The sequence below is a fragment of the Bacillus sp. LH1 genome (assembly GCF_057924895.1).
Window position 1 is genome coordinate 1,241,910 of the sequence record NZ_CM175007.1, and the last position, 26,039, is coordinate 1,267,948.

Genomic DNA, 26,039 nt, shown 5'->3' on the forward strand with positions numbered 1-26,039 from the left:
TGGAAGAGGGTGATTATGTTGAACAAGCAAGGAATTACAATTAGTTTATGTATGATTGTTCGAGATGAGGAGGAGACAATAGCCCGTTGTTTAGACACAGTTGAAAAAATTGTGGATGAAATTATAGTGGTTGATACAGGCTCCGTCGATCGAACGAAAGAAATCGTAGAGAAATACACTTCTAACATATATGATTTCCAGTGGATTGATGATTTTGCAGCAGCAAGAAATTTTTCTTTTTCAAAAGCGACGCAAGAGTATATATTGTGGCTAGATGCAGATGACGTATTATTAGAAGATGCTCAAGAAGCATTGAAACTTTTAAAAAGAGAATTAGATCCTAAAATTGATGCTGTTTCGATGCCTTATCATCTTGCAATGGATTCTAACGGGAAACCTTTATATTGTACAAAAAGAAATCGACTTGTAAAGCGTGAAAAACAATTTCAATGGTTTGGAAAGGTTCATGAGTATTTAGCTATTTCTGGTGAGGTTTTTAGTAGTAATGTTGCTATTACACATAAAAAAGAAAAAAAAGTAACAGATCGTAATTTGAAAATTTTTCAAAATACTGTAGCTGCAGGTGAAGAATTGAGTCCGAGAGATTTATTTTATTACGCAAATGAATCTACGGATAACCAAAAATATGATGATGCAGTTCTTCTATATGAAACATTTCTTAATCAAGACGAAGGATGGTATGAAGAAAAAATTTATGCATGTGGTAAACTAGGAGATTGCTATGCGAAGCTCGGAATGTGGGAGAAGGCAATCGAATCTTGTGTGAAGTCGTTTCGGTATGACGTCCCTAGAGGAGAGAATTGTACAAGAATAGGATATATATATATGGAACAAGAAAAATATAATGAAGCGATATTTTGGTTTAAACTTGCAACGGAAGTACCAATGGCAACGGAAAGTCCTTTCCATAGTCCAGCTAGCTACACATGGCTACCCTATTTACAAATGTGTATTTGTTATAGCAGGTTAGGAGAGCAGGATAAAGCGTATTATTACAATGAATTAGCAGCTTCTTATGTTCCGAATAATGCTGCAATTGAATATAACCGTAAATATTTTCGGGGGGTTTTTGATAAACCATATAAAGTGTAATGGGTTTCGTTTTTTAGAAATGATGTATCTTTATTCTAACTCTAATAGATTGGTTATATATTAGAGTATCGGTAACGTAACCAATATAGATAAAAGATTTTATACTGCTATTTGTGGGCTAATAATCATTGGGGGATGAACAAAATCTGCACTTTATAGAATTCATATGAGATTTATATTTCTAATTCAATTTGCATAAGGAGTGTGTGAAATGAATCGCGAAAAAAGTTCTTTATATGAAGAAAAATCCGAGCATTATTATAATGCAGCGAATCCGAATTTATTAAAGCATATAAAAAAGGAATGGAAAGAAGTTCTTGATATTGGTTGCTCGAGCGGTGCATTGGGAGCGGCTATTAAAGAAAATGGTACACGTGTATCAGGAATTGAGGCATTTCCAGAGGCGGCAGAAAAAGCGAAAGAAAGACTAGATCATGTTATTTTAGGGGATATAGAAAAAATAGATCTTCCTTATGAGGAGGGACAATTTGATTGCATCCTATTTGGAGATGTATTAGAGCATTTATTTGATCCGTGGGCTGTGATAGAAAAAGTAAAGCCATATATAAAGAAAAATGGTGTGATTTTAGCAAGTATACCAAACGTTGCTCATATTTCAGTATTAGCTCCCTTACTTGCCGGAAATTGGACGTATACAGAATATGGTTTATTAGATAAAACACATATTCGTTTCTTTACATTTAATGAAATGCTAAGAATGTTTTTAAAAGCAGGATATGTTATTAGTAAAGTAGATCGTGTATATGTTGATCATAAAATGTATGAGCCACTTATTGAGGAGTTATATGGAATTTGTAAAAAATATCGTCTTGGAAGTGGCTTCATGGCTGAGACAGTTGTATTTCAGTATATTATTGAAGCTGAAAAATCACAATTATGAGTACTGCAGACAAAACAATATTATTTGTTACATGTATAAATGATCGGAAATTGTATGCAAACTGCGTTCGACATATATTGCAATTGTTAGTACCGCCAGGGTATATTGTACAATTTATGCCGATTCGAAATGCGAAAAGTATGACGAGTGGATACAATCAAGCCATTTCGCATCCAGCGAAGTATAAAGTGTATTTACATCAAGATGTTTTTATTATAAATAGGGCTTTTTTATACGGATTACTTCAATTATTTGAGGAACATGAACACCTTGGTATGATTGGGATGGTTGGAGCGCAATATGTTCCTCCGACTGGTGTATGGAACGAAGGGCGTGGAATTGTAGGAAAGGTCATTGGTTATATGAATGATTTGTTTTATATGGCAAGTTTAGAACAACCGTATCATGAATCAAAAACATTTATTCCTGTAGAATGTATTGATGGTTTATTAATGGCCACACAATATGATGTTCCGTGGCGAGAAGACTTATTTGACGGATTTGATTTTTATGATGTATCTCAATCATTTGAATTTAGAAAAGCAGGATATACAGTTGGTGTACCTGTACAGCGTGATGCTTGGTGTATCCATTATCATTTTGATGTGAATATGACGAACTATGAAAAGTATCGGAAAATATTTGTGGAACAATATATGTCAGATGTAAATAAGGAAGAATAAAAGGGGGGACAAAAATGAAAGATCATACAATATTAGTCGTTATCTGTGTAAATAATGAGGAGCTTTTCAAACAATGTGAGAGCCAAATAAGAAACATTTTTGTTCCCCCAGGTTATGTCGTGCAAATTTTTCCGATACGAGATGCACAAAGTATGGCAAGTGCATACAACCGAGCCCTTTCATATCCAGCGAAATACAAAGTGTATATACATCAAGATACATATCTTATTAATCGAGACATGTTTTCTACACTTATATCTCTTTTTAAAGAAAATGAAAAGCTTGGTTTAATAGGAGTCGCTGGGGCTCAGTTTTTACCGAATAACGGGATATGGTGGGAAGGAAAAAATTTAGTAGGGAAAGTGATTGAGTATAGAAGACAGAATTATCAATTATTAAATTTAGATCAGGTTTTTTATGGTAATCAACCATTTTTGTCAGTTCAGGCAATTGATGGCTTATTCATGGCAACGCAGTATGATATTCCGTGGCGAGAAGATTTGTTTCAAGGGTTTCACTTTTATGATGTGTCACAGTCTTTAGAGTTTCAAAGGGCTGGTTATTTAATTGGTATCCCAAATCAAGCAAATTTATGGTGTATTCATTACAACGGGGATGAGTTTGATGCGGATACATATGAGAAGTACCGGAAAGTGTTTGTAGAACATTACAAAGATATATTATCTCCATCATAAAGGAGAGATGCAAAGTGAAAGGAATTATTTTAGCAGGTGGTACTGGATCGAGATTATATCCAATAACGAAAGTAACGAATAAACATTTACTTCCTGTTGGTCGGTATCCAATGATTTATCATGCGGTATATAAGCTAAAACAATGCGATATTACAGATATTATGATTATTACAGGTAAAGAGCATATGGGGGATGTTGTTAGCTTTTTAGGGAGTGGTCATGAATTTGGGGTTTCCTTTACGTATCGTGTGCAAGATAAAGCGGGCGGGATCGCACAGGCGTTAGGGCTTTGTGAAGATTTCGTCGGGAATGATCGTATGGTAGTTATATTAGGGGATAATATTTTTTCAGATGATATTCTTCCGTATGTTGAAGAGTTTGCAAATCAAGAAGAAGGTGCGAAAGTGCTATTGCAATCTGTAGAAGATCCCGAAAGATTTGGCGTAGCACATATTCAAAACCGAAAAATAGTTGAAATTGAAGAAAAGCCGAAAGAGCCGAAAAGTTCTTATGCGGTTACGGGAATTTATTTGTATGATTCGAAAGTCTTTTCTTATATTAAAGAATTAAAACCTTCTGCGCGGGGAGAACTTGAAATTACAGATATAAATAATTGGTATTTAAAACGAGGGGTACTTACTTATAATGAAATGAGCGGTTGGTGGACTGATGCGGGAACTCATGCTTCGCTTCAAAAGGCGAATACGTTAGCGCGTGATATTAATTTTGGGAAACAGTTTAACGGAGAATAGGTGAGAATATGAAAGTTGTAGAAACAAATTTTACCGATGCAAAATTGTTAGAACCGAGGTTGTTTGGAGACGAGCGTGGCTTTTTTTCAGAGAGTTATAATAAGCAGGTGCTAGAAACATTAGGGATAACGTATTCATTTGTACAGGATAACGTATCTTATTCGGCTAAGGCAGGAACGATTCGGGGACTACACTTTCAAAAAAAACCGAAAGCACAAACGAAACTCATTCAAGTTATGCAAGGGGCAATTTATGATGTTATCGTTGATTTACGAAAAAAATCACCAACATTTAAACAATGGAAAGGATATATTTTAAGTGCAGATAACCATCGGCAATTACTAGTGCCAAAAGGGTTTGCGCATGGATTTTGCACGCTTGTTCCGCATACTATCGTTATGTATAAAGTAGATGAATATTATAGCGCAGAGCATGACTCAGGATTACTTTGGGAAGATAAAGATTTAGCAATTCCTTGGCCAGTAACCGATCCTATATTGTCCGATAAGGATCAGATATTACCATTATTAGAGGAATATGAAGATAGTTTTTAAGTAGGAGCGTTGTTTATGAATATATTAGTAACAGGTGGGGCTGGATTTATTGGAAGTAATTTCGTTCATTACATGCTACAAAGTTATGAAACATATAAAATTATTAATTACGATGCATTAACATATAGCGGGAATTTAAATAACGTAAAATCTCTTCTGGATCACCCGAATTACTCTTTTGTAAAGGGAGAAATTCAAAATGGAGAGCTATTAGAACACGTTATAAAAGAGCGGGACGTACAAGTGATTGTAAATTTTGCAGCTGAATCACATGTGGACCGTAGTATTGAAAATCCGATTCCTTTTTATGATACAAATGTAATTGGGACGGTCACTTTATTAGAACTAGTTAAAAAATATTCGCATATAAAACTTGTGCAAGTATCAACGGATGAAGTGTATGGCTCTTTAGGAAAAACAGGGAAGTTCACAGAGAAAACGCCGTTAGCTCCAAATAGTCCATATTCTTCAAGTAAGGCGAGCGCGGACATGATAGCTCTATCTTACTATAAAACATATCAATTACCGGTTATAGTAACGCGTTGTTCTAACAATTATGGACCGTACCAGTATCCTGAAAAATTAATTCCATTAATGGTTACGAATGCACTAGAAGGAAAAAAACTACCGTTATATGGTGATGGTTTAAATGTAAGAGATTGGTTACATGTAACGGATCATTGCAGTGCGATTGACGTTGTTTTGCATAAGGGACGTGTCGGAGAAGTATATAATATAGGTGGAAATAATGAAAAAACAAATGTAGAAGTTGTGGAACAAATTATTACTCTTTTAGGAAAAACAAAAAAAGACATTGAATATGTTACAGATCGTTTAGGGCACGATCGTCGTTATGCGATTGATGCAGAGAAAATGAAGAATGAATTTGATTGGGAACCGAAATATACGTTTGAACAAGGATTACAAGAGACGGTGAAATGGTATGAAAAGAATAAGGAATGGTGGAAACCACTAAAAGATTAGTAAGGGGCATGTTAAATGAAAGAGAGGGTTATCATAACAGGAGCAAACGGTCAATTAGGAAAGCAACTATTTGAAGAGTTAGACTCTGAAGAATATGATATATATCCATTTGATAAAAAGTTATTAGATGTGACAAATATATCCCGAATACAACAAGTGGTACAAGAAATAAAACCACATATAATTATTCATTGTGCTGCCTATACGAAAGTAGATCATGCGGAGAAAGAACAGGATCTTGCATATAGAATAAATGCAATCGGAGCTCGAAATGTAGCGGTTGCTTCACAATTAGTAGGGGCGAAGCTAGTTTATATTAGTACTGATTATGTATTTCAAGGCGCCAGACCAGATGGATACGACGAATTTCATAGTCCAGCGCCGATAAATATATATGGGGCCTCTAAGTATGCGGGGGAGCAGTTCGTCAAAGAGTTACATAATAAATATTTTATCGTTCGCACATCGTGGCTATATGGTAAATATGGGAATAATTTCGTGAAAACGATGATGCGATTAGGAAAAGAAAGAGATGAAATATCTGTTGTAGCGGATCAAGTTGGCTCTCCTACGTATGTGGCGGATTTGAATATGGTTATTAATAAGCTCATTCATACTTCTTTATACGGTACATACCACGTATCAAACAGAGGCTCATGCTCTTGGTTTGAATTTGCACAAAAGATATTTTCGTACGCCAATATGAAAGTGAATGTATTACCTGTTTCAACGGAAGAATTCGGGGCTGCGGCTGCGAGGCCCAAATATTCTATTTTTCAACATAACATGCTAAGATTAAATGGTTTTTCACAAATGCCGTCTTGGGAAGAAGGATTAGAGCGGTTTTTTATAGAAACCAAAAGTCATTAACAAATTTCTGTTAATGACTTTTTTGTTTGCCTTTAAGCGGTTTTATGGTACTATAATTATAGTATCAGGTACTAATAACAAGTATAAGTATTTCTGGGAGGATATATCATGGAACTATTACAAGGGAAAACATTTGTTGTTATGGGCGTTGCGAACCAAAGAAGTATTGCATGGGGAATAGCTCGCTCTTTGCATAATGCAGGTGCAAAATTAATATTCACATATGCAGGAGAACGTTTAGAAAGAAACGTTCGTGAATTAGCGGACACATTAGAAGGACAAGAATCACTTGTATTACCTTGTGATGTAACGAATGATGAGGAACTTACAGCTTGCTTTGAAACAATTAAACAAGAAGTAGGTACTATTCACGGTGTAGCACATTGTATTGCTTTTGCAAATCGCGATGACTTAAAAGGTGAATTTGTAGATACTTCTCGCGATGGATTTTTACTTGCACAAAATATTAGTGCATTCTCTTTAACAGCTGTAGCAAGAGAAGCAAAAAAAGTAATGACAGAAGGCGGAAATATTTTAACGTTAACATACCTTGGCGGCGAGCGCGTTGTGAAAAATTATAACGTTATGGGTGTTGCGAAAGCTTCATTAGAAGCGAGCGTGAAATATTTAGCGAACGATTTAGGTCAACACGGTATTCGTGTTAACGCTATTTCTGCAGGACCAATTCGTACGTTATCTGCAAAAGGTGTAGGCGATTTCAACTCAATCTTAAGAGAAATTGAGGAGCGCGCACCACTTCGTCGTACAACAACGCAAGAAGAAGTTGGCGATACAGCAGTATTCCTATTCAGTGATTTAGCTCGCGGTGTAACAGGAGAAAACATTCACGTTGATTCAGGGTATCATATCCTAGGATAAATATAATATTAAATTTTAAAGGACAATCTCTAAATGATGAGATTGTCCTTTTTATTTGTTCTGAGAAAGAACGATTTTTAACGAAAGTTCTTATCAGGTGATGAATATAACTATAATAGTACACGATTTATTTAGCTACGTATGGAAGTGGGAGGGACGAGTGTGAAGAATAAAAATAAAAGTTCAACAGTTGGAAAACCGTTGTTATATATCACGCAAGTAAGTTTAGAACTTGCTGCACCGAAAATAAAAAGGATTATTCTGACAAACTTTGAAAATGAAGATCAAAAAGAGCAAAGTAATAAACAAGAAAATATTGTAAGCAGTGCTGTGGAAGAGGTAATAGAGCAAGAACAACAAGAAGAGCAGCAAGTGGAAGAAAAAGTAGAAAAAATAGAAGAAAAAGAAGAACACGCAGAACAAGAAGAGGAAGAACTAGAACCAGTAAGAACTGTCCCGTATAATAAATCATTTAAGGATATGAATAATGATGAAAAAATTCATTTTTTACTAAACCGCCCTCATTACATTCCGAAAGTAAGGTGCAGAATAAAAACAGCTACAGTCTCATATGTTGGATCGATTATATCGTATCGGAATGGCATTGTATCTATTATGCCTCAAAATAGTATGAGAGATATTAGGTTGTCTATAGATGATATCCAATCGATTAGTATGGCCGGTTTTTAAATATGTAAAGGTGGTAGAAAGCTTCTACCACCCCAATAGTTTTTTAGTTTACTTAACGATAGAAACGTCGCGTAAGCATTGAATCGCACAGAAACAGCTTAAATCAACAGTAATACAAGTAGTTGTAGATATTAATCTTGCATTTGGTACAGCTAAAAACGTACAAATTGGATCGTCACCAGGTGGTACCGGAGAACTGTCACCTAAAACTACAGTTAATACACGTAGTACAGCACAGCTATCGTCATCTACACTTTCCACACGGAAAATTGGAGAACGGCAGCTAGTAAGGCTTGATGATGGTGCAAATGCTTCAAAAGGTTCTCCAGTTTTTGTGTATAAAATAAAAGGGCGTGTATTAGCTACTGATGCAGTATTGTGTGCACCTAAGAATGGGATTTCACAACCAGATCCACATGTTGTTGTAGAACAATCTTGTAATTCATTGATGAATTTTACAACGTCAACTACACAATGAGAAGAGCCATGGTGTTTATTTTCGTTACAACTCATTAATGTCACTCCTTATCTTCTTGTTTGTATTTACATTAATAAGATATTGGAGTCGAGGAGATTTGGTCACAATCTCAAGACCTTTTTTTTTAAATAGGCGAAAGAGGATAAGGGAAGGTGGAATCATGCTGTTTACAAGCTGGCTTTTATTTTTTATTTTTGCGTTAGCTGCTTTTAGGCTCACTCGTTTAATTGTTTATGATAAAATTACAGCCTTTTTGCGAAGACCATTTATTGATGAATTAGAGATTACGGAGCCGGATGGAAGTGTATCAACGTTTACAAAAGTGAAAGGTAAAGGATTAAGAAAGTGGATTGGCGAATTGTTAAGCTGTTATTGGTGTACAGGTGTATGGGTTAGTGCTTTTTTATTAGTCTTATATAATTGGATTCCTATCGTTGCAGAACCGTTACTTGCATTATTAGCCATTGCAGGAGCAGCAGCAATCATTGAAACGATTACAGGATATTTTATGGGAGAATAATATATTTTCATAATAAGAGAAAAAGCGGAGTTTAAAAGAATGAGGGAACGGAAATAAAGAGTTGTTCATATAGTAAATAGACAGAATTGACAGTAGAGGAGATGTTTGCTGTGAGCAATAATCCAAGGCAAAATTCATATGACCTGCAGCAGTGGTATCATATACAGCAACAACACCAAGCACAACAACAGGCATATCAAGAACAATTACAACAACAAGGATTTGTGAAGAAAAAGGGATGCAATTGTGGGAAAAAGAAGAACACAATAAAACAATATGAAGAATGAAACACTCATGCTACTGTGAGTGTTTTTTATTATATATAAAAAGCGGTATTTCTGTATTAGAAATACCGCTTTTTACTAGCTAATTTGTGCAACTGTTAATGCTGCAGCACGAATGTCTACAGTTCCAATTAACTGAACTGGCACAATTTGAATTAAGTCACCAGGATTTAAGTTAATAAGAATAACACCGCTGGATACGTCTACTTCACCAGTACCAATAACGTTAGAACGAACTGCTGTACCTGATCCAGGAATAATGTTAGCTGGTGTATTTAATGATAAGAAGAAACGACCAGCTTCTGGTGCAACAGGTGAGTTATCAAGACTAATTGTTAATGTATAACTGATTTGATAAATACCAGCTCGTAGAATTCGAATGCCATCTCCGACACTTACTGTATCATTTATTACAGGAACAGTAATATTTGGGTTTGGACTTACGCTAGGTAATAATAGTGGTGTAAATAGTGAAGCAAACTGAGGTGCAGACGCGTTGAAAGCAAAACCAAAGGCAGGTAGTGTACTAGCTGGCTTCGCCTCGCAATCGATTTTAGTAAATTCGCAATCAGAAGAGAACATGTTTTTCACTCCTTTATCTGTTTCTACTTTCAGTTAATGAAAAGGACAGGTTCTATGTTCTAGACAAGTTCCCAATTTTAAGAAATTTACATAAGAATACTCTTTAAGCATGGATTGGGTGGCAGAATTATCTGCCACCCAATCCATGCTTAACTCATTATTTAGTTTTAAATAGAAACATCGCGTAAGCATTGAATAGCGCAGAAGCAACTTAAATCAACAGTAATGCAAGTGGAGGTTGATATTAGTCTTGCATTTGGTACAGCTAAAAACGTACAGATTGGGTCGTCACCAGGTGGTACAGCGGTACCATCACCTAAAACTACAGTTAATACACGCAATACAGCACAGTCATCATCATCTATACTTTCTACGCGGAAAATGGGAGATCTGCAGCTAGTAAGGCTTGAAGATGGTGCAAATGCTTCAAAAGGTTCTCCAGTTTTTGTGTATAAAATAAAAGGACGTGTATTCGCTACTGATGCATTGTTATGTGCACCTAAAAATGGAACTTCGCAACCAGATCCACATGTTGTCGTTGCACATTCTTGTAGTTCATGTATAAAACGAACAACATTCGATACACAGTTGAAATCACACTCATGTTGATGATCTTCATTACAATTGCAGCTCATTATGTTCACTCCTTCTCGTGAGTTCTGACATACACTATTACAATATGAGTGGAATATGGCTGATATTACGTTAATTCTCACGATAAAAACAAGGAATTTATATAGGAGGGATGTACATAACGTGATATAAAAAAAAGACATCCTTATTTAGTGGATGTCTTTTCAGGTAAATCTTTTCGCACAGTATATAAAAAACGAGATATATCTAATTTCTTTCCTCTGAAAAATTGCGGAGAAGAAATATAAAGTTCTTCTTTCGCACGTGTAATGGCGACATACAGTAATCGGCGTTCTTCTTCTAACGCTTCAGAAGTTTCCGTAACACGATCATTTGCATCTTTTAAAGAAGAAGTGTGGGGCAGGATTCCATCACTCGCTCCAAGTAAAAAGACACATGGAAATTCAAGGCCTTTTGCGTTATGGATTGACATAAGTGAAACGGCATCTTTTTGCGGCATTGTTTTTAATGCTTCCATTTCTTTTTGACCTTGAATCGCCTCGTCGATAAATTGTAAATAAGCTGGAATATCGGTGAAACGAGTTGCAGACTCCAGTAATTCTTCCAACATTTCTTCTTGTATGTCTTTATGCATCGTAAAGGAAGAACGATCGTTACTTTGTAAGTACTCTAAATATTTTCCTTTACCATGAATGATTTCTTTTAATGCTTTTTTCGGTTCTAATTCTTTAATAAACTTAATAAAATCGATGCGCTCATTTACCTTTTTCACTTGAAAAGGTTTTAAGCTTGGATTTAATAGTAAGAAATGAAGAAGAGAAGGGAAGCGCCCCTCACCATATTTCCATTGTTCACGTTCAATAAATGAAATACAATCATCACGTCCGATATACATCGTCGGCAATATGTTTGAAAGTGATTCTAGTCGAAACGGCTCAATCACGAGTCTTAAATGATCTAATACAGGCTTAATTAAAGAATGTTCATAAAATGATTGGCTCGCCCCGTGTTTAATAAACGGGATTTTATGAATGGTAAGCTGATCAAGTAACGAACGACTTACAGAATGTGTGCGATACAGTAAACAAAAATCTTTATAGTTTCGGTCACCGCTATCTACTTTTTCTTGAATGAGCTGCAAAATTTGATTTGCTTCATCAAGAGTGGTAGCAGGTCTTGCATAAAAAGGTTGTACACCTTCTTCACGAACGGAGTATAGCTCTTTATCAAAACGTTCTTGATTTAATTTTATAACTTCATTTCCAAGCCCGACGATAAAGGGATTGGATCGATAATTCGTATTTAGTGCAATGATTGTTGTGTTATCAAATTCTTTTGGAAAAGATAAAATAATTTGGTGACTTGCCCCTCGCCAGCCATAAATTGCTTGATCATCATCACCTGCGATGAACAAATTATTTCTTGGCGTGGCTAACAATTTTACAATTTCATATTGTGCATAGGATGTATCTTGAAACTCATCTACTTCAATGTAGTGAAAACGTTGTTGTAATTGAGTTAGTAAAGGAGCATTATTTTCTAACATGTAATATGTTTCCAATAAGATGTCATCGAAGTCAATATAATTGTATCGTTGTTTTACCTCTTCAAAACGTTCATATACTTCTTTAAATTCTTGTTCCACTGGTGTTTTCGCTTTTACATCTTTCGGACGATTTAATTTGTTTTTCTCAAGTGAAATCATCGCGAGCATCGTTTCCGCATCATAATCGTCTTTTAAACGCAATTCTTTTAAGATTTTCTTTATCATAATTTGTTTATGTTTTTCATTTGCTAAAATTTGCTGATTATAACCTTGACTACGAAGTAATTTTAAGAAAACAGAGTGGAATGTACCAGCAACAACGTAGCTACTTGCTGCATGATTCATACCTGGTAACTTCGCAACACGACTTCGGATTTCTTCAGCTGCTTTTTGTGTAAATGTAAGTAATAAAATATTTCGTGGATGAACTTGTTTTACATTTACTAAATAACCAACGCGAGTTGTTAAAACCGATGTTTTCCCGCTTCCAGCACCAGCTAGTGTAAGAACAGGACCTTCTGTTGTGCGCACGGCTTCTAATTGTTTTTCGTTTAAAAAAACATTTTGTTGTTCAAGAGCGCGGAAATAAGCCGCGTCTACATCTTCTTCCATAATTAAATGGGTAGATGTTTTCGGAATATGATATGTCGCACGCGGAATATCAGCGTGTGTTAACGATTTTTGTGAAAATTTTTCTTGTGTCATATGTTCACCTTCAAAACTATAGCATCAACATTTAACTTTAGCGGAAGAAAAAGAAAATAGCAATGTAAAAAAACAGGAGGGGTCACCTCCTGTTTTCAAATTACAATTTTTTTATCATTACAACGTGCGGGATATTTGCTTCCATAAATACATCAGAACTTGTTACATATCCAAGTTTTTTATAGAAATTTTCAGCATGTGTTTGAGCGTGAAGTTTCAATTTTGGTAGCGAATTTTCTTTTGCATACGCTTCAAGAGAATCCATAACAATTTTTCCAATCCCTTTTTTGCGATGGGAATTTAGCACGCAAATGCGTTCCATTTTTCCTATACCATCAAGGATGCGAAAACGTCCAGCACCAACTGGAACATCATTGTCATATATAACAACGTGTGTTGAAGTTTCTTCAAACTCATCGTACTCTTCTTCAGCAGAGACACGTTGTTCATTTACAAACACTTGTTTACGTACAGAGAATGCATCTCTTAGTTGTTCGTCCGTTTGTACAATCTGTGCGTGCAAATTAGTTGTTCCCCTTTCCAAGACGGAATGTTTCGTGTACAGTCCATGTTCCATTTTCTAATTGATATAGAAGATGGAAACGATCAATTGGTTGTTCGTAATAGAAATCTTTCATACGTAATCGGCCCAACACATCAGCATGCTCTGCATCTGATAAGCCTTGTCCGATTGTTAAATGAGGTACGAAAGCATATTCGCGTTCTTGCGTGAATAACCCGCTATGCATTTCTTCATTTAAGAAAGTAAGTTCAGGTGTTTTTTCTACTTTAAAGTAAAGGACGTTATTAACAGGTGCGAAAGAACCAACTTTCCCAACATGAAGGGTGAAAGGGTTCGTTTTACTTGCGATTGTATGTAACTCGTTTACAATCGACTCTAATTGTTCATCTTGCGCCTCAAAGGGTGTTTTCAATGTAATATGTGGCGGAACTAATGCGTAGTGCGGGTCATAACGTTTACGCAATCCGTTCGCTTTATCTTGAATCATTTTAGATGGAAAAATTACAATGCCTAATTTCATGTTCCAATTCCTCCCTTTGTAAGTCTAGTTAGATTTTGAGATAAATAAATCTCTTTATCTATTATATCAAATTATTCTGAATACTGCTCTCTATTATTTCATTGATAGAATATGAGAGAAGGCTTTCGGTAAATCAGTCTGCCAATATTTCCAAGTATGATTGCCTTCAAATTCCTCGTAATGCGTGATGAAGTTTCTATCTGTAAGAAGCGTATTTAACTCACGGTTCGGCCCTACGAAATCAGATACTTGTCCATCAGTACGCTTTACAGCCGTTTCTTCTGTACCGATGACGTGATACAGTTCTAACGCCTGTGGATCTTTGAATTCTTTTGCTAAGTTCATCACTGTCTCATCCACAAATGGTGATTGCATAACGACTTTACCGAATGTATGCGGATACATAAGTGCAGTCATAAAGGAAACTGTTCCGCCAAGAGAATCACCAATTAAAACACGACCTTTTCCCATTTGATACGTTGGATAATTTTCATCAATATATGGTGCAAGTTCATGAGCAAGGAAACGAATATATGCAGCATTTTTCACTTCATTTGGGAAATATTTTTCTTTACGATCATGTACATTTTTATATGGAATACCGACAATAATTGTACGGTCAATTTCTTCGGTTTCACGAAGGCGCTCAATTACACGGTGCGCTTTACCGAGCTGAAAATAATCTCTACCATCTTGTGCAATTACAACTGTATGTTTGTGCAGTGGTGTGTAATTTACTGGTAAATAAACGAGAAGTGTAACATCTTCTTGAAGTGATGCGCTATAAAATGAAATTTCTTCAATTCTCCCTATTGTTTGACTCATGTAGATCCCCCTAAATAAAAATTTACTGTAACGATTGTAAGAGCGACGCTTGTAGTGAAAAGGAAAGAAATATTCACTAATTGGTGCCTTAATTTCTATTTTACCATAATGGTACGAAGAATCTAAAAAATTAGTATTTAAGTTACGAAAGAAAACGGATATAATGAAGTGGGATTTTTGACAGGTGAGAGGGGAGACAGGATTTGAAACAAGAAAAATCAATCGCACTACCATTGGCTATTTCTATAATTGCTATTTCCTTTGCAGCAGTTTTTGTAAAGATGTCCTCAGCACCATCTTCAATATTAAGTATGTACCGATTATGGATTATCGTACTTATTATGCTGCCTATCGTATGGAAAAAAAGAGAGGAATTTAATAGGATTCAAATGAAAGATTGGGGCTTTTTAATTGGATCTGGTTTCTTTTTAGCACTTCATTTTCTTTTATGGTTTGAATCTTTAAAGCATACAACAGTTGCTAGTTCAACAATTATTTTGGCGCTTCAACCAATCGTATCTTTAGTTGGAGGTTTTTTTCTATTTAAAGAAAGAACAACATATTCAGCCATTGCAACGATGGGAATCGCTATTTTGGGAGTAATGTGCATTGGTTGGGGAGATTTAGGTTTAAGTAAGCAAGCAATTTATGGTGACATATTATCCTTTCTAAGTGTAATAGCGGTTGTCGGTTATTTATTTATCGGGCAAACGACAGTGAAGAAAGTATCGCACTGGATTTATAGCTTTACAGTCTTTGCGTTCGCAGGTCTTTTTATGGGGATTTATAATGTCATATTACAAGTACCCTTTACAGGTTATACGAAGTGGGATTGGACTGTTTTTCTTTTACTTGCGGTTGTGCCGACAGTGTCACATGTAATTAATAACTGGCTATTAAATTATGTAAATGCAACGACAATTTCAATGAGTATTTTAGGAGAACCTGTTGGAGCATCTATACTTGCGTTCTTCTTACTTGGAGAAAAATTAAATGCAATGCAAATTATCGGTAGCATGCTCGTATTGTTTGGTGTCTCTGTTTTCTTACTGCAGCAACAAAAACGTACAGCAAAAAATGTCGTAAACGAGCCGGTGTATACACAGGAATTATAGTGTTAGGGGAGAAAAGAGAAGTTGTGATACTTCTCTTTTTGTTTTATGGAAATACGGGTGTAGAAGGGGGAGGAAAATGGAATTTCCATCAAAAAAAGATGTATGGTTACATCCAATTTTTTTTTTGTTGTAGGTGCCTGTTTTGCTCCTATATTTGCAGGGAGAGAATATTTTCTTTTGCTTTTTACAATTCCATTAGCAATGTTGTTTAGTTGGAGTTGATTTTTGGCAAAATATATTGCCGGGAAAGAAACAATTACGATTAGATCGGGTCTCGTTACAAAACGTATATTTATACGAGATATAAAACAAATTTCAAATACGAAAAATCCAATAGCAGCTCATGCATTATCATTTGAACGACTTGAAATTGTTTACGATACACATAAAAACAGAAATTATTTCTCCAAGAAATAAAGAACAATTTATTAACCTTGTAAAAAGTAAAAACTCAAATATTGAAACAAAGTAAAAGAGTGGCTACGAAGCCACTCTTTTACTTTGGGTTTGTCATATAAGGTTGTACGTGAATGACACATAGGTCACGGAATTTGCCTTCAGCAGTTGTAACAATTACGACTGCTTTACCTGCACTTTTTCCAGTAATCGTCACGGTGTCACCTTTTGGATATATGGTGATGATATCAGAATTCATATTTGACCAAATAAGCTCTTTATTCGTTGCTTGTATTGGCAAAGTAGAGGCTGCTAACACAATGTTTTGTCCCGTTTTTATTTTTAATTTATGTTTTTCCATATGAACACCGATGACTGAAATAACAGAAGGAGCAATTGAAATTTTAGGCGGGTTAGGTTGCATGTTTAAACAAGACGCAGAAGTATTTGTGATAGGTGAAAATTTTCGTGTTTGTTGTTGCTGGAAAGCTGCTAACATGTTGGAGTCCCCTTTCTGTATAAGTGCTGATACTCATACTATAAAGGAGTAGTGTTATGTTAAATTTAACGAAACATAAAGAATTTGTTAAATTTGATAAGAAGATTGTCGAACTGTAAAAAATCTCTGCTGTTACGATAACAGCAGAGATTTTTTTATAAATTATGACGATGTTGTTTTTCGAAATCCTCAAATTGCTCTTCAACTTCTTTTGAAGGTTGTGTTAGTAAACTAACAATTACGATGGCTAGTAAACTAATAGCGAAACCTGGAATCATTTCATATAAGAAATCTTTTAAGAATTTGAATTGAGTCCAGATAATAACAGTAGCGGCACCAGAAATCATACCAGCAAGCGCGCCCCATTTCGTCATACGTTTCCAATATAAGCTTAATAAAATAGCAGGTCCGAATGAAGAACCAAAACCAGCCCAAGCGTATCCAACAAGAGCTAAAATCGTATCATTTTGTTTAAACGCTAAAGCGCACCCAACTAATGCAATAACAAGTACAGCCATACGACCGACAAATACAAGTTCTTTATCAGAGGCAGAACGTTTGAAGAATGTGCGATATAAGTCTTCCGTTACGGCACTAGAAGTAACGAGTAACTGAGATGAGATTGTACTCATAATCGCTGCTAAAATTGCGGCTAATAAAAATCCAGTAATAAGTGGGTGGAATAAAATTTTCCCAAGTTCAAGGAAAATTGTTTCTGGGTTAGATAATGTTAACTCTTGTTGTGAATAGTAAGCAATACCAATAAGACCAGTAAACATAGCTCCGACAACAGAGAAAATCATCCAGCTCATACCAATTCTTCGTGCGCTTTTAAGTTCTTTTACAGAAGCGATTGCCATAAAGCGTACGATAATATGAGGTTGTCCGACATAACCAAGGCCCCATGCAAATAGAGAAATCATTCCTAAAGTAGAGGCACCTTTAAAAATATCTAGACGTGTTGGATCTACAGATCGAATTGTATCAAATGCAGGTCCAAGTCCGTTCGAATTCATAATTGTTACGATAGGAACAAGAATAAGAGCAACTACCATAATGATTCCTTGCACGAAGTCTGTCCAACTTACTGCTAAGAAACCACCAAATAATGTGTAAGCTACAACAACGCCTGCTACAATGAATAATCCAACATGATAGTTCATGCCAAATGAATTTTCAAATAATACAGCGCCTGAAACTAATCCTGAAGCTACATAGAAAGTAAAGAAAATCATAATAACAAGTCCAGATACTAAACGTAGCATATGAGATTTGTCGTGGAAACGGTGTTCCAAAAATTCTGGGATAGTAATAGAGTTATTTGCAATTTCTGAGTAGGTACGTAAGCGAGGAGCGACATAAAGCCAGTTTGCGTATGCGCCTAGTGTTAGGCCGATCGCAATCCAACTACTACTTAATCCAACGCTAAACATTGCACCGGGTAATCCCATTAAAAGCCAACCACTCATATCGGATGCTCCAGCACTTAATGCTGTTACTGCGGGGCCTAGTGTACGCCCGCCAAGCATATAATCTGTTAAGTTGGACGTTCGTTTGTAGGCGAAATAGCCAATTACTAACATCCCGAGCATGTAGATAGAGATCGAAGTTAAAGTTAACATCTGCGTACTCATGTAGTTCCCCTTCCTTTTGTCATGTCTTTTGATGCGTTATGCATATTTATAATCTATCATGATTATTCTGAAAAATCCATATAGAAATATGAATTTTCAGAAATGTAAGCGTTTTTTGATGTCATTTTACTTTTTTAATATATAATATTCATACAAAAAACCTTATTTTTAATAGAGTATTTATTATATTTACATAAAAAGAGGTTGTTTTGTCAATATAATATTGAAAGGAAAGAAAAATAAAATTTTTAAAAAAGTATTGACTTGTGAAAAAAGTCAGGTCTATAATGAGTGCAACTTAAAAAAATGCAAGCGTTGATGAAGAAGAGTACACATGATGAACATGTCAGAGAGCTGATGGTTGGTGCGAATCAGTATGGAATTGATGTGGAATGGGCTTCGGAGCTTCCAAACCGAAACGAAAGAAGTAGGCTTTGGCGACATGATCTCATCGATACAAGAGACACGTATTGTTTTTGATACGGTAAAGTGCGTTACATTTGTAACGAATTAAGGTGGCACCACGGGAGTACCCGTCCTTTCTATAGGATGAGTACTCCCTTTTTGTGTATAAAAAATTAAATAAGTGAAATCGTTTAAGTAAGAAGAGTACGTATATTGGAGACGTTACAGAGAGCCGGGAATAGGTGGGAGCCCGGTACGGTGCCATATACGGAATGGGCTTACGAGAGGTATGCTGAACAATTATATTCAGTAGGCAACCCGGGTTCCGCCGTTACAAGGATAAGGTATAAATTTTGTACCTGAACAAAGCGGGATGCTTTTGCATCCAACACGAGGTGGTACCGCGGTATATTTATCGTCCTCTACATATTTTCGATATGTAGGGGACTTTTTTATTTTTCAGAGTGAGGTGAAGGACATGATGACGAAAGAAGAATTTATAAAACAAAAAAGAGAGAGAAAGACATTTTTAGTAATTACTGAAGAAGAAGGAGATAGCATTACGCCAATTTCTTTATATAGACGTATGAAAGGAAAGAAGAAATTTTTATTAGAAAGTTCACAGCTTCATCAAGATAAAGGGCGTTATTCTTACTTAGGATGTAATCCTTATGGAGAAGTAAAAAGCGTTGGTACGGAAGTAGAACGAACGATTTTCGGCCGGGCAGAAAAGTTACAAGGTAACGTACTACAAGTGTTAGAAGAAATAATCGCATCATCACAAGTAGACAGCCCATTTCCATTTTGCGGAGGAGCAGTTGGTTATATTGGATATGATGTCATTCGGCAGTATGAAAACATTGGAGCGGATTTACACGACCCATTAAATATTCCGGAAGTACACCTCTTACTATATCGTGAGTTTATCGTTTACGATCATTTACGCCAAAGGTTGTCGTTTGTATATGTATGCAGGGAAGATGATTCATCAGATTATGAGGAAGTATACGAAAGGCTACGATTATACAAAGAGGAAGTGCTACAAGGAGAAGAAACTGAAGTAAATGCAATACAATCCACATTATCATTCACTTCTTCTATAACGGAAAAAGAGTTTTGTGGGATGGTAGAAATGGCGAAAGAATATATAAGAGCCGGAGACATATTCCAAGTCGTACTGTCACAGCGTTTACAAAGTGAATGTATTGGTGATCCATTCGCGTTATATCGAAAACTTCGAATTGCAAATCCATCACCATATATGTTCTATATCGATTTTCAAGATTATGTTGTACTCGGTTCTTCGCCAGAAAGTTTGCTATCAGTAAGGGAGGATAAAGTGATGACGAATCCAATTGCTGGTACAAGACCGAGAGGGAAAACGAAGAGGGAAGATGAGGAAATCGCAAAAGAACTGTTAGACAATGAGAAAGAGCGAGCAGAGCATATGATGCTTGTAGATCTTGGGCGAAACGATATTGGTAGAGTGAGCGAAATCGGCTCGGTTACGATAGATAAATATATGAAAGTAGAAAAATACTCTCACGTTATGCACATTGTATCTGAAGTTTACGGAACATTGCGAAAACAAATGAGTGGATTTGATGCATTAGCGTATTGTCTACCAGCAGGAACAGTGTCGGGAGCTCCGAAAATTAGAGCGATGGAAATTATAAATGAGCTAGAGAATGAAAAAAGAAATGTATACGCGGGTGCAGTTGGATACGTTAGTTTTTCAGGGAATCTTGATATGGCGCTCGCTATTCGAACGATGGTCGTAAAGGGTGAAAAAGCATACGTTCAGGCAGGAGCGGGAATTGTTTATGATTCAGACCCAGTAGCTGAATATGAAGAAACGTTAAATAAAGCGAGAGCACTATTGGAGGTAATGAAATGATTGTACTAATTGATAATTATGATTCATTTACTTATAACTTGTATCAACTGTTAGGTGAATACGAAGAAGATATTGTAGTCGTAAGAAATGATCAAATAACGATAGAACAGCTAGAAGAGATGAATCCAAGAGGAATTGTACTTTCACCAGGACCAGGAAAACCAGAGGATGCTGGCATTTGTATCGATGTCATCCGCCATTTTTATAAGAACGTTCCCATATTAGGGATTTGCCTTGGTCATCAGGCGATTATATCAGCATTTGGAGGAGACATTGTTAGAGCAGAACGTATTAAACATGGGAAAACATCACGTGTGAAACATAACGGAACGTCAATCTTTTCATACGCTACACAGCCGCTAACGGCGATGCGCTATCATTCCCTTGTTGCAGAGCACACGAGCTTGCCAAAGTGTTTTGACATACTAGCGACAGCGATGGACGATGGAGAAATAATGGCAGTCCGTCACAATTATTATCCGCTCTTCGGATTACAGTTTCATCCGGAATCAATCGCGACAGAAGAAGGCGGAAAGTTAATATGTGCCTTTTTAACAGAAGTGAAGGAGGAGGAAAGAGTATGAATAGCTATCTTCGTAAATTAGTGGAGGGGAAACATTTAACAGAAGAGGAAATGTATAGAGCAGGGCTTCTTTTATTAAATGAAAACATATTGGAAAGTGAAATTGCAGCTTTTTTAGTCTTACTGAAAGCGAAAGGTGAAACTGCAGAAGAAATATACGGCCTTGTTCGAGCTCTTCACGAAAAGGCACTACCATTTTCGAACCATATACAAGGAGCGATGGACAATTGCGGAACGGGTGGTGACGGTGCCCAAACGTTTAATATTAGTACAACATCGGCATTTGTACTGGCAGGAGCTGGCGTAAAGGTTGCAAAACATGGTAATCGAGCTGTTTCTAGTAAAACAGGAAGTGCGGACTTATTAGAAGAATTAGGTGTAAATATTAGCAGTACGCCAAACGAAATTGATTATTTACTAGAGCATGTCGGCATTGCATTTTTATTTGCACCAGCGATGCATCCAGCACTAAGGCGCATTATGAAAATAAGAAAAGAGTTAAACGTGCCGACGATCTTTAATTTAATTGGTCCTTTAACAAATCCGGTAAATTTAGAAACACAATTTGTCGGCATTTATAAACGAGATATGTTACTACCAGTTGCGCAAGTATTACAGAAGCTGGGAAGAAAACAAGCGCTTGTCGTAAACGGAAGTGGATTTTTAGATGAAGCATCATTACAAGGAGAGAATCATGTTGTCATTTTAAAAGATAATGAAATAGTAGAAATGAGTATTGATCCAGAAAAGTATGGTTTTTCAAGAGTGAAAAATGAAGAGATTAGAGGAGGGAATTCAAAAGAAAATGCAAAGATTACGCTTGAAGTATTGAGCGGAGAAAAGAGTGTTTATCGCGATACCGTTTTATTAAATGCAGGTCTAGCTCTTTTCGCAAATGGAAAAACAGAAACGATTGAAGAAGGAATTAAACTCGCGGCACATAGCATTGACTCTGGAAAAGCATTAGCCAAATTAAACTTATTAATTGTAGCAAGCAACGAAAAATTAGAAAGGGTGAACTAAAGTGGGGACGATTTTAGATAAAATTGTAGAACAGAAGAAAAAGGAAGTTGCGGAGTTATATGAAATATATACACCAGTAAAAACAAAAAGAAAGACACATTCACTTGTAGAAGCGTTACAGCAGTTTACTGTCATTGCAGAAGTAAAGCGAGCATCACCATCAAAAGGAGATATCAATTTACACGTTGACGTACGAAAACAAGTGGGAACATATGAGAAATGTGGTGCAGGAGCAGTATCTGTTTTAACAGATGGTCAATTTTTTAAAGGATCGTTTCACGATTTACAAACAGCAAGAGAAGAAAGTAACATTCCGCTTTTATGTAAAGATTTCATAATCGATAAGATTCAAATCGATAGAGCGTATGAAGCGGGAGCAGATATTATTTTACTAATCGTAGCAGCGTTAACGAAAGAGAAGTTAAAAGAGTTGTATAGCTACGTGTTAGAAAAAGGATTGGAAGCGATTGTTGAAGTTCATGATGAACAGGAATTAGAAACTGCGATTGTATTAAATCCGCACGTTATTGGCATTAATAATCGTAATTTAAAAACGTTCGAAGTAGATTTAAGCCAAACTGAAAAGCTTGGAAAAAGATTGAATGAGGAGAAACTACTTTGGATTAGTGAAAGTGGCATTCATTCAAAAGAGGATATTATTCGTGTTAAAAGAGCTGGAGCCAAAGGTGTATTAGTTGGAGAGGCGCTTATGACATCATCTTCTATTAGTAGTTTTTTTGAAGATTGTAAGGTGAATATATGAAAGTGAAAATTTGTGGCATCACTGATGTGGAAACAGCGAAAAGTGCGTGCGAATATGGCGCAGATGCACTCGGATTTGTTTTTGCAGAAAGTAAGCGGGAAATCACTCCAAAGAGAGCGGAAGAAATCATTCAGGAGCTTCCAGCCAACGTGTTAAAAATCGGTGTTTTCGTAAATGAATCAGTAGAAGTGATCCAGAAAATTGCAGATGAGTGCGGGTTAACACATGTACAACTACATGGGGATGAAGACAATTATCAAATTAGAAGATTGAATATTCCGTCTATAAAGTCACTAGGAGTAACTTCAGAGAGTGATATGAAAAACGCCCAAGGGTATGAAGCGGATTATATATTATTTGATAGCCCGAAAGAAAAGTTTCATGGAGGAAATGGAAAGACATTTTCATGGGAACTACTTAGAGATATGCCAAAAGAATTGCGAAAGAAAACGATATTAGCTGGTGGATTAAACGCTCTTAATATAGAAGAAGCAATTCGAAATGTTCGGCCATATATGGTCGATGTGAGCAGCGGAGTAGAGACAGAAGGAAAGAAAGATGTAGAGAAAATAAAACAATTTATTATAAAAGCGAAGGAGTGTTCCAAATGAACTACGCATATCCAGATGAAAAAGGACATTACGGTATATACGGAGGACGATACGTTCCAGAAACGTTAATGCAATCTGTACTAGAACTAGAAGAAGCATATAAAGAAGCGATGCAAGATGAAGCATTTCAAAAGGAATTAAATCATTATTTAAAAACGTACATCGGAAGAGAAACACCGCTATATTATGCTGAAAATATGACGAAGTATTGCGGTGGTGCAAAGATTTATTTAAAACGTGAAGATTTGAATCATACAGGAGCTCATAAAATTAACAATACAATCGGTCAGGCACTACTTGCAGTGCGAATGGGCAAGAAAAAAGTTGTCGCTGAAACAGGAGCTGGACAACACGGAGTTGCAACAGCTACTGTATGTGCTCTTCTCGGATTAGAATGCGTCATTTTTATGGGAGAAGAAGATGTAAGACGTCAAAAATTAAATGTGTTCCGAATGGAATTACTCGGAGCGAAAGTAGAAAGTGTAGCGGCAGGTAGCGGTACATTAAAAGATGCGGTAAACGAGGCGCTTCGTTACTGGGTTTCACATGTGCATGATACGCACTACATTATGGGATCTGTTCTCGGACCACATCCATTCCCGCAAATTGTCCGTGATTTCCAAAGTGTAATTGGAAATGAAACGAAAAAACAATATGAGGCGTTAGAAGGAAAGTTACCAGAAGCAGTCGTTGCTTGTATTGGCGGTGGTAGTAATGCGATGGGGATGTTTTATCCGTTCGTACACGATGAAGAAGTTGCTCTTTACGGCGTAGAAGCAGCTGGAAAAGGCGTTCATACAGAAAAGCATGCAGCAACTTTAACGAAAGGAAGCGTTGGCGTTCTCCACGGATCAATGATGTATCTTCTGCAAAACGAAGAAGGACAAATTCAAGAAGCACACTCTATTTCAGCAGGACTTGATTATCCAGGTGTTGGTCCAGAACATAGCTTGCTAAAAGATATTGGCCGCGTTTCTTATCATTCGATAACAGACGAAGAAGCATTAGAAGCATTTCAATTATTAACGAAAAAAGAAGGTATTATCCCGGCGTTAGAAAGCTCGCATGCTGTCGCATACGCATTAAAATTAGCTCCGAAAATGAAGGAAGATGAAGGACTTGTTATTTGTTTATCTGGCCGTGGTGATAAAGATGTAGAGAGTATAAAACGTTATATGGAAGAGGTGTAAAAAATGGGAGTAGAAAAAATTAAAGCAGCGTTTGAAAATGGCAAGAAAGCATTTATTCCGTACGTAATGGGCGGAGATGGTGGCCTTGAAAAATTAAAAGAAAGAATTCGTTTTCTAGATGAGGCTGGAGCAAGCATCGTTGAAATTGGTATTCCGTTTTCAGATCCAGTCGCAGATGGCCCAACGATTCAAAGAGCAGGGAAACGAGCGCTAGATAGCGGCGTAACATTAAAAGGCATTTTTCAAGCGTTAGCAGAGGTAAGGAAAGAAGTACAAATGCCTTTTGTTCTTATGACATATTTAAATCCGGTACTTGCATTCGGAAAAGAGAGATTCATTGAGAACTGTATAGAAGCAGGTGTAGACGGCATCATCGTTCCAGACTTACCGTATGAAGAACAAAATATTATTGCGCCGTTACTTCGAGAGGTAAACATTGCGCTCATCCCACTGGTTACCGTAACGAGTCCTATTGAAAGAATTGAAAAAATTACGAGTGAATCAGAAGGGTTCGTTTATGCTGTTACAGTAGCGGGCGTAACGGGAGTACGTCAAAACTTTAAAGAGGAGATTCATAGTTACTTAGAAAAAGTAAAATCACACGTCAACTTACCAGTAGTCGCTGGATTCGGCATCTCAACAAAAGAACATGTAGAAGAAATGGTTACAATATGCGACGGAGTTGTCGTTGGAAGTAAGGTCATTGAGCTTTTAGAAAATGAAAAGCGAGAAGAAATATGTGAATTAATATATGCAACAAAACAAAAAGAAGAGGCATAGTCTCTTCTTTTTGTTTTGCGTAATAAGTGTTAAAATATACAGAAAATACATATAATTCAGAGGGGGAGAAGGCATGCTAAGACGTAAATTACTATATCTATTTTTAACTGTACCATTATACGCTTGGCTCATTAGCATGACGAAAATAGAGTTAATGGCTCTATTTTTAGGGTATGTATTCATCTTTTCCAACTTAAATCGCATTCAAGAACAGTCTATTTTAGAAATATGTCTATTTTCGATTAGTATAGAATTATTTAGTATCGTTTCGATTGTATTATTAAACGAACTATTTCTACGGATTCATTCATTTACATTAATGAAATTTTGGAATATTATATTGCAAGCAATATGTACTTACATTGTGTTTGTTGTGTTGAAAGAAATAGTCGGAAAGCAGACAGTTTTTCAGGATAATAGAAAATGGGAGTGAATGAAAAGGAGC

The 26,039-nt window shown here is 36.3% G+C and carries 30 protein-coding genes, 1 pseudogene and 2 other annotated features; of the genes and pseudogenes, 22 read left to right on the plus strand and 9 right to left on the minus strand.

The window, feature by feature from the left end:
* Positions 1-15 precede the first annotated feature (15 nt).
* The 10 genes from ACX9TM_RS06515 (at position 16) to ACX9TM_RS06560 (ending at position 8,121) form a co-directional block, all read left to right on the plus strand.
* Complete coding sequence (locus ACX9TM_RS06515) at positions 16-1,113, plus strand: glycosyltransferase (protein ID WP_050228929.1); 1,098 nt, start codon at positions 16-18, stop codon at positions 1,111-1,113.
* Positions 1,114-1,324: 211 nt separating this feature from the next.
* Positions 1,325-2,014 (plus strand): class I SAM-dependent methyltransferase, encoded by a 690-nt coding sequence (locus tag ACX9TM_RS06520; protein WP_050228927.1) that lies wholly within the window; start codon positions 1,325-1,327, stop codon positions 2,012-2,014.
* Complete coding sequence (locus ACX9TM_RS06525) at positions 2,011-2,697, plus strand: glycosyltransferase family protein (protein WP_025709871.1); 687 nt, start codon at positions 2,011-2,013, stop codon at positions 2,695-2,697. Before ACX9TM_RS06520 ends, ACX9TM_RS06525 begins: the two co-directional genes overlap by 4 nt.
* Before the next feature lie 14 nt (positions 2,698-2,711).
* On the plus strand, positions 2,712-3,392 hold the full coding sequence (locus tag ACX9TM_RS06530; protein WP_060634678.1) for a glycosyltransferase family protein: 681 nt from the start codon (positions 2,712-2,714) through the stop codon (positions 3,390-3,392).
* A 14-nt stretch (positions 3,393-3,406) separates the two neighbouring features.
* The gene (locus ACX9TM_RS06535) at positions 3,407-4,144 is read left to right on the plus strand and encodes a sugar phosphate nucleotidyltransferase (RefSeq protein WP_000676156.1); all 738 of its coding nucleotides are present in this window, start codon (positions 3,407-3,409) and stop codon (positions 4,142-4,144) included.
* Positions 4,145-4,152: 8 nt separating this feature from the next.
* Positions 4,153-4,698 (plus strand): dTDP-4-dehydrorhamnose 3,5-epimerase, encoded by a 546-nt coding sequence (rfbC, locus tag ACX9TM_RS06540; RefSeq protein WP_000869415.1) that lies wholly within the window; start codon positions 4,153-4,155, stop codon positions 4,696-4,698.
* Between the two features lie 15 nt (positions 4,699-4,713).
* Positions 4,714-5,682: a dTDP-glucose 4,6-dehydratase gene (gene rfbB / locus ACX9TM_RS06545; RefSeq protein WP_001024160.1), complete on the plus strand. Its 969-nt coding sequence runs from the start codon at positions 4,714-4,716 to the stop codon at positions 5,680-5,682.
* 15 nt (positions 5,683-5,697) lie between these two features.
* Positions 5,698-6,552, plus strand: coding sequence for a dTDP-4-dehydrorhamnose reductase (gene rfbD, locus ACX9TM_RS06550; RefSeq protein WP_000664653.1), 855 nt, complete (start codon positions 5,698-5,700; stop codon positions 6,550-6,552).
* Between the two features lie 108 nt (positions 6,553-6,660).
* Positions 6,661-7,431, plus strand: a complete 771-nt coding sequence (gene fabI, locus ACX9TM_RS06555; RefSeq protein ID WP_000421886.1) for an enoyl-ACP reductase FabI — start codon at positions 6,661-6,663, stop codon at positions 7,429-7,431.
* 141 nt (positions 7,432-7,572) lie between these two features.
* The gene (locus tag ACX9TM_RS06560) at positions 7,573-8,121 is read left to right on the plus strand and encodes a spore coat CotO family protein (RefSeq protein WP_072770188.1); all 549 of its coding nucleotides are present in this window, start codon (positions 7,573-7,575) and stop codon (positions 8,119-8,121) included.
* Positions 8,122-8,169: 48 nt separating this feature from the next.
* Here ACX9TM_RS06560 and exsY read toward each other — a convergent pair whose 3' ends face one another.
* A complete protein-coding gene (exsY, locus tag ACX9TM_RS06565) occupies positions 8,170-8,634 on the minus strand; it encodes an exosporium assembly protein ExsY (RefSeq protein WP_001277744.1) in 465 nt (154 codons plus the stop codon).
* Positions 8,635-8,759: 125 nt separating this feature from the next.
* Here exsY and ACX9TM_RS06570 point away from each other — a divergent pair, with 125 nt between their 5' ends.
* Together ACX9TM_RS06570 and ACX9TM_RS06575 are read left to right on the plus strand one after the other, a co-directional pair.
* Positions 8,760-9,119: a DUF1360 domain-containing protein gene (locus ACX9TM_RS06570; RefSeq protein WP_000899662.1), complete on the plus strand. Its 360-nt coding sequence runs from the start codon at positions 8,760-8,762 to the stop codon at positions 9,117-9,119.
* Between the two features lie 101 nt (positions 9,120-9,220).
* A complete protein-coding gene (locus ACX9TM_RS06575; protein ID WP_029948404.1) occupies positions 9,221-9,406 on the plus strand; it encodes a hypothetical protein in 186 nt (61 codons plus the stop codon).
* A gap of 75 nt (positions 9,407-9,481) precedes the next feature.
* Here ACX9TM_RS06575 and exsF read toward each other — a convergent pair whose 3' ends face one another.
* The 6 genes from exsF to ACX9TM_RS06605 form a co-directional block, all read right to left on the minus strand.
* Positions 9,482-9,985, minus strand: a complete 504-nt coding sequence (gene exsF / locus ACX9TM_RS06580; protein WP_000492939.1) for an exosporium protein ExsF — start codon at positions 9,983-9,985, stop codon at positions 9,482-9,484.
* Positions 9,986-10,152: 167 nt separating this feature from the next.
* Positions 10,153-10,620, minus strand: a complete 468-nt coding sequence (gene cotY / locus ACX9TM_RS06585) for a spore coat protein CotY (protein ID WP_001277719.1) — start codon at positions 10,618-10,620, stop codon at positions 10,153-10,155.
* A gap of 143 nt (positions 10,621-10,763) precedes the next feature.
* The gene (locus ACX9TM_RS06590) at positions 10,764-12,830 is read right to left on the minus strand and encodes an ATP-dependent helicase (protein WP_000191197.1); all 2,067 of its coding nucleotides are present in this window, start codon (positions 12,828-12,830) and stop codon (positions 10,764-10,766) included.
* A 100-nt stretch (positions 12,831-12,930) separates the two neighbouring features.
* Positions 12,931-13,353 (minus strand): GNAT family N-acetyltransferase, encoded by a 423-nt coding sequence (locus ACX9TM_RS06595; protein WP_000543297.1) that lies wholly within the window; start codon positions 13,351-13,353, stop codon positions 12,931-12,933.
* A 1-nt stretch (position 13,354) separates the two neighbouring features.
* Entirely contained in the window at positions 13,355-13,873 is a 519-nt protein-coding gene (locus ACX9TM_RS06600) for a YjcG family protein (protein ID WP_000765863.1), read from the minus strand.
* A 93-nt stretch (positions 13,874-13,966) separates the two neighbouring features.
* A complete protein-coding gene (locus tag ACX9TM_RS06605; protein WP_000084013.1) occupies positions 13,967-14,698 on the minus strand; it encodes an alpha/beta hydrolase in 732 nt (243 codons plus the stop codon).
* A 203-nt stretch (positions 14,699-14,901) separates the two neighbouring features.
* Here ACX9TM_RS06605 and ACX9TM_RS06610 point away from each other — a divergent pair, with 203 nt between their 5' ends.
* Positions 14,902-15,813 carry a DMT family transporter gene (locus ACX9TM_RS06610; protein WP_000806939.1) on the plus strand — a complete coding sequence of 304 codons (912 nt, stop codon included), beginning with the start codon at positions 14,902-14,904 and terminating at the stop codon, positions 15,811-15,813.
* A gap of 76 nt (positions 15,814-15,889) precedes the next feature.
* Positions 15,890-16,285 (plus strand): annotated as a pseudogene (locus tag ACX9TM_RS06615) (PH domain-containing protein).
* A gap of 24 nt (positions 16,286-16,309) precedes the next feature.
* Here ACX9TM_RS06615 and ACX9TM_RS06620 read toward each other — a convergent pair.
* Together ACX9TM_RS06620 and putP are read right to left on the minus strand one after the other, a co-directional pair.
* On the minus strand, positions 16,310-16,708 hold the full coding sequence (locus ACX9TM_RS06620) for an Ig-like domain-containing protein (RefSeq protein ID WP_000878731.1): 399 nt from the start codon (positions 16,706-16,708) through the stop codon (positions 16,310-16,312).
* A gap of 155 nt (positions 16,709-16,863) precedes the next feature.
* Complete coding sequence (gene putP, locus ACX9TM_RS06625; protein ID WP_000107208.1) at positions 16,864-18,342, minus strand: sodium/proline symporter PutP; 1,479 nt, start codon at positions 18,340-18,342, stop codon at positions 16,864-16,866.
* 306 nt (positions 18,343-18,648) lie between these two features.
* Positions 18,649-18,886, plus strand: a binding site (T-box leader).
* A gap of 42 nt (positions 18,887-18,928) precedes the next feature.
* Positions 18,929-19,173 (plus strand) — a binding site (T-box leader).
* A 52-nt stretch (positions 19,174-19,225) separates the two neighbouring features.
* Between putP and trpE the strand changes: the two genes are divergently transcribed.
* The 8 genes from trpE (at position 19,226) to ACX9TM_RS06665 (ending at position 26,027) form a co-directional block, all read left to right on the plus strand.
* Positions 19,226-20,644: an anthranilate synthase component I gene (gene trpE / locus ACX9TM_RS06630; RefSeq protein WP_065382227.1), complete on the plus strand. Its 1,419-nt coding sequence runs from the start codon at positions 19,226-19,228 to the stop codon at positions 20,642-20,644.
* Positions 20,641-21,228, plus strand: a complete 588-nt coding sequence (locus ACX9TM_RS06635) for an aminodeoxychorismate/anthranilate synthase component II (protein WP_065382226.1) — start codon at positions 20,641-20,643, stop codon at positions 21,226-21,228. Before trpE ends, ACX9TM_RS06635 begins: the two co-directional genes overlap by 4 nt.
* A complete protein-coding gene (trpD, locus tag ACX9TM_RS06640) occupies positions 21,225-22,250 on the plus strand; it encodes an anthranilate phosphoribosyltransferase (protein ID WP_065382225.1) in 1,026 nt (341 codons plus the stop codon). The genes ACX9TM_RS06635 and trpD overlap by 4 nt, the downstream gene beginning before the upstream one ends.
* A 1-nt stretch (position 22,251) precedes the next feature.
* Positions 22,252-23,013, plus strand: a complete 762-nt coding sequence (trpC, locus tag ACX9TM_RS06645) for an indole-3-glycerol phosphate synthase TrpC (protein ID WP_000536699.1) — start codon at positions 22,252-22,254, stop codon at positions 23,011-23,013.
* A complete protein-coding gene (locus tag ACX9TM_RS06650; RefSeq protein ID WP_065382224.1) occupies positions 23,010-23,624 on the plus strand; it encodes a phosphoribosylanthranilate isomerase in 615 nt (204 codons plus the stop codon). Before trpC ends, ACX9TM_RS06650 begins: the two co-directional genes overlap by 4 nt.
* Positions 23,621-24,814: a tryptophan synthase subunit beta gene (gene trpB, locus ACX9TM_RS06655; protein WP_063220255.1), complete on the plus strand. Its 1,194-nt coding sequence runs from the start codon at positions 23,621-23,623 to the stop codon at positions 24,812-24,814. Before ACX9TM_RS06650 ends, trpB begins: the two co-directional genes overlap by 4 nt.
* Before the next feature lie 3 nt (positions 24,815-24,817).
* The gene (trpA, locus tag ACX9TM_RS06660) at positions 24,818-25,594 is read left to right on the plus strand and encodes a tryptophan synthase subunit alpha (protein WP_000537825.1); all 777 of its coding nucleotides are present in this window, start codon (positions 24,818-24,820) and stop codon (positions 25,592-25,594) included.
* A gap of 73 nt (positions 25,595-25,667) precedes the next feature.
* The gene (locus ACX9TM_RS06665) at positions 25,668-26,027 is read left to right on the plus strand and encodes a DUF4029 domain-containing protein (protein WP_000946131.1); all 360 of its coding nucleotides are present in this window, start codon (positions 25,668-25,670) and stop codon (positions 26,025-26,027) included.
* Positions 26,028-26,039 lie beyond the last annotated feature (12 nt).